The sequence below is a fragment of the Delftia sp. ZNC0008 genome, assembly GCF_000799035.1.
Taxonomy (GTDB): domain Bacteria; phylum Pseudomonadota; class Gammaproteobacteria; order Burkholderiales; family Burkholderiaceae_C; genus Comamonas; species Comamonas tsuruhatensis.
Genome location: NZ_JTKZ01000186.1, coordinates 1 through 3,899 on the forward strand (window position 1 = coordinate 1; position 3,899 = coordinate 3,899).

A 3,899-nucleotide genomic window follows, 5' to 3' on the forward strand; every position below is an offset into this window, starting at 1 on the left:
GTGTGGGTGGCATCGACGGCGGCCTGCAGCGCGCCAGCGCCGCCCATGGCGTGCACGGTATCTGGCGGCAAGACGAACTCACCCGGTTTCACCATGGCGGGGATGGAGTCGGGCGCCTGGTTCTGGGCCTGGGCCTTTCGCGCCTCCAACACCGATGTGGGGCCGAAGCCGAGGCCGGGCCCTGCTTGAATCGCCTCCTGCTGCCCACCGCTACCGCGCAACCGGAACCCAAGGCGGGGCTGGTTGGCCAGCGCTTCAGCCCTGGCCTGCTTCATTTTCTCGGGATCGAATCCTCGCATGCTCTTCTCCTCCTGCTTTCACAGGGTGTGAACGACGGTCACTTGGGGTTCATCGTGCCGTGTCGCGCGACGCAGGTCGGAATCGGGCCGGGCGCCGAAGTAGGCCTCGAACTCACCCAGGGAGGTGGCCGACCGCGAGGGGTCGAAACCATCGGAATCAGGCAGACCGAAAGCACGATGCAGCGCCCAGTGCACGAGGTAGGCGTGGTGAGCCTCGTGAATCTCGGGTTTGTCGTTGCAGTGGGTCAGTTGCTTGAGCGGTAGCCGATAGGCCTCTAACCGCAGCGTCCCCGCCTCACGCGGCGCTGGCACCAGGCGCAGCCGCGTCTCGGTCTGGATAGCGAAGCGAGGCTCGCCCGGTCCGTGATCGCGCCAGTGCGGATGTTTGGAATCCAGAAACTCGCGCGACACGAGGTCCAGCCCGCGCGCGTGCGATGTCGCCGCGCTCACGAACCGCAGATGCGATATCTCGTAGACCTTCGGATGCAGCTGGTAGCTGGCCGCGCCGGCCGCGACGGCGACTTCGCACACGGTAGGCGTCGAGTCGTCCAGCAGCAGGCGGCCGCGCACCGCAGCTTCGGCCTGGGCTTCGTTGAGCCAGCCCAGCACCTCGGGCTCGCCCCACAGATAGGGTTTCTCCCGATCAAGGGAGTCCACCCGGAACTGTTCCACCAGCTGCTGAACGTTCATACCGCGCCGTACTCGTCAATGAAGGCGAACACCTTGGCGCGCATGTTCTCCAGGGTCATGGTCTTGGGCACCACCTGGTTGTAGGTGTCCTTGGCGAACACCTGCAGCCCTTCCTTGTCCATGTTCGAGACCTGGTCCAGCAGCTCCTGCCGGCGCAAATCCTTGGCGCGCTGCTCGTCCTGCAGGCGCTGTGCCTCGGCAAGCTGTGCAGCCGTATCGTCCAGCGGCGTGCTGGGGGCCTGCTGGCCACCCTGGCCCGCGCCGGCCTCCTCGACCACGGCCGCGCGCTGGAACAGGTCGCCATGGCGCAGGAAGTTCTTGGCGATGGACGCGGGCAGGTCGCGTATCTGCTCCGCATCGAACGACAGGCCAGTGCCATACAGGCGGTCGATGTACGAGGGGCGGCGCCCGATGTACTGGACCGCGACTTTGGTTTCTTGGTTCATCATGAGCCTCTGCGGTTCATGCCAGCGCGGAAAGAGGCGTCGCCGCCCCTTTTTGGCCGCGCGGCGGGGTCAGTCCGCGCCCAGGCCTTCGCCGTGGACGATGAGATCCAGATAGCCGGCCTCAGCCACGGCCGCGCCGGTGATGGTCAGCAGCAGCGTCACGCCAGCGGGGAACTTGGCCAGCTTCTTGGTAAGGTTCAGGCGCAGGTTCGCCACGGTGGCCAGGTCGATACCGGCGCCGAAGTAGTTGGCGGCCTGGGGCAGCTCGGGCCGGTCCACGCCGTCGGTGTATTCAAAGCCCAGCGAGGCCGTGACGCCCGTGCCGAAGCCGTTGGACACGATCAGCGACACCGCCTCGACCAGGAAGCCCGGCTGCAGCGTGTTGATCTGCACGACATCATTGACGGCCAGCGCCGCGATGGCGTTGGAACGCACCGGGATGCCCGTGGCGCCCGTTTCCAGCACGCTGCGGATGGTGGTCACATTGCCATAGGGACGGGCGCCGCCGAACTGGTTGCGGTCGGCGCCGAGGATTTTGATCTTTGCCATGATTGGCTCCTTTGGAAGTTCAGGAAGCGAGACAGGGGGCCGCGCCCCTGCCCCAGGCCTTACAGGCTGCGACCGAAGATCGGCACCACGGTGTCGATCACGGTGGCGCCGTGGTCGGTGAACTCGACCCGATCACCCATGTTCACGGCGAAGCGGATCTTGGAGGCGCCCAGGATGCCGCCGATCATGGCTTCGAGCTTGTCCTCGAAGTCGTCGTCCTGCTCCTTCCAGAAGTACGGCAGGCCGTTGTGACGGCTCTTGGCATAGCCCTTGGCCAGGGCCTGGCCGCCCAGCAGGATGGCGCGATCCACTGCGAAGGTTTCGCCGAAGGACTGGGGCACCATCACGCCGGCCTCGGTCTCGCTGTCAAACTGCGTGCAGTACTTGATCTCATCGCCCGCGAAGAAGCGGATGGGCTTGGGCATCTTGACGATGAGCACACCGCTCCACAGCGCAACCTCGGGGTTGCGGAACAGCGGGTGATCCTTGGCGTTGCGCGCACGGGCCAGAGCCTGGGCCTGGTAGTTGCGGAAGTTCGGGTCGGTGGCGAACTTCTCGTACTGGGCATCCGACACCAGCAGCACCCGGAACGGGCTGTCCTTGGCCATCTCGTCACCATCGAACTCCACGGGCGGCGGCGGCAGCACCATCTGGCCGAGGAAGCTGCGGATGGCGTCCACGTTGGACATCTTCATGATGTCGGCCGTGGTCAGGTCCACCTCGCCGGCATTCGTCTTGAAGCGCTGCACCGAATCCCCGTCCACGATGAAGTGGCGGTTCTTGGTCGGGGCCTTCACGCGGTTGACCACCACCTTGTTGAAGCGTGGATCCGCCGCGAGGGGGATGCGCCAGGTGATGTTGTCTTCGAAGCCGCGCGCGCCGGCCATGTGCACCAGCGAAAGCTGGTCCTCGTAGTTGTCCATGGCACTCTGCAGCAGCGGCTTGGCCAGGCGGTAGATGTCCACCGGGCTGCGCACCTCGTCCATCACGCCGCCCAGGTCCAGCGGGAAGCGGGCCTGGTTCACACGCAGGCGGTCCTCGGACAGGCTCACGCCCTCGCCGCGACCGGCCGCGTATTCACCGCCCATGATGGGGATGCCGCCCACGGGGTTGACGAACTTGAACTTCAGCTCGTCGCCCTTGCCCTTGCCCATGTCCATGGTCTGGACGATGGGCATGGTGTTGCTCGTTTGGTTGGCAATCGAGCTGGCGGCTGTATCGATCTTCGGGAACTTGCCCGTCAGGCGGTTGATGTTGGAATGGCGCTTCTGCGTCGCAGTGAAAACGCCAACGGCTTGTTGCACCAGCTTTTGCTTGTCGCCGGCCGACATTGCGGTCTTGGTCATGTCAGTCCTCGCTCAGTTCAGGTTTTTCGGTTGAGGAACCCTTCGCGCTGCTCCTCCGTGAGGTCGGCCATCGCGTTGAAGAGCTCCATGCCTTCGAGCGAATCCAGCCGCTCGAACAGGGACCCGCCACCCGGACGGCCGCCCGGGATGTCCGAGAGGCTGTTGGGCACGGGCACTGCGAGGGCCGCCAGCTTTTCCTTGGCGGCCTTGGCCGGGTCGTTCGGGGGATCCTTTGGAGCGGGTGCGGCGGAAGCGGCAGTCGCTGCCTTGTAGTCCTTGAAGAGCTCGATCACTTGCTCGGTGGTGCCGCCGTCCAGCACGCCGCGAGCGGCGTTCTGCGCGTAGCTGGGCATGGCCTTGAGCCATGCCTCAAACTCCGCGCTCTGGGCGATGGAGTCCACGTCGGGGTGCGCCGCGTAGATCGCGTTCGAGTGCACTTCTTCGGCCGATGCCTGGCGGTGCTGACGCAGCGGAGCCAGCTCGCGCTCGACCTCCGCCTGCAGTTCCGCCTTCAGCTCTGCCTTGAGCTGCTCGCGGGTGGCCGCGTGCAGCTTCAGCAGGCCGGCGCG

Annotated in this window: 5 protein-coding genes and 1 pseudogene; all 6 read right to left on the bottom strand. The window is 65.7% G+C overall.

Annotated elements, in window-relative coordinates:
- Positions 1–299: hypothetical protein (locus L995_RS06085; RefSeq protein WP_197065110.1), on the bottom strand; the 299-nt coding region annotated here is incomplete at its 3' end.
- Between the two features lie 18 nt (positions 300–317).
- Positions 318–989, bottom strand: coding sequence for a phage adaptor protein (locus tag L995_RS06090; protein ID WP_047470165.1), 672 nt, complete (start codon positions 987–989; stop codon positions 318–320).
- Positions 986–1,435, bottom strand: a complete 450-nt coding sequence (locus L995_RS06095) for a hypothetical protein (protein ID WP_156135995.1) — start codon at positions 1,433–1,435, stop codon at positions 986–988. The genes L995_RS06090 and L995_RS06095 overlap by 4 nt, the downstream gene beginning before the upstream one ends.
- A gap of 69 nt (positions 1,436–1,504) precedes the next feature.
- Positions 1,505–1,984, bottom strand: a complete 480-nt coding sequence (locus tag L995_RS06100) for a hypothetical protein (RefSeq protein WP_047470172.1) — start codon at positions 1,982–1,984, stop codon at positions 1,505–1,507.
- A 59-nt stretch (positions 1,985–2,043) separates the two neighbouring features.
- Positions 2,044–3,330, bottom strand: a complete 1,287-nt coding sequence (locus L995_RS06105; protein WP_047470175.1) for a phage capsid family protein — start codon at positions 3,328–3,330, stop codon at positions 2,044–2,046.
- Between the two features lie 17 nt (positions 3,331–3,347).
- Positions 3,348–3,899 (bottom strand): annotated as a pseudogene (locus tag L995_RS33705) (hypothetical protein); the annotation flags it as partial.

Excerpts from the sequence above, each read along its gene's own strand:
- L995_RS06090 (WP_047470165.1), bottom strand. The coding sequence starts at position 989 with ATGAACGTTCAGCAGCTGGTGGAACAGTTCCGGGTGGACTCCCTTGAT.
- L995_RS06095 (WP_156135995.1), bottom strand. The coding sequence starts at position 1,435 with ATGAACCAAGAAACCAAAGTCGCGGTCCAGTACATCGGGCGCCGCCCC.
- L995_RS06100 (WP_047470172.1), bottom strand. The coding sequence starts at position 1,984 with ATGGCAAAGATCAAAATCCTCGGCGCCGACCGCAACCAGTTCGGCGGC.
- L995_RS06105 (WP_047470175.1), bottom strand. The coding sequence starts at position 3,330 with ATGACCAAGACCGCAATGTCGGCCGGCGACAAGCAAAAGCTGGTGCAA.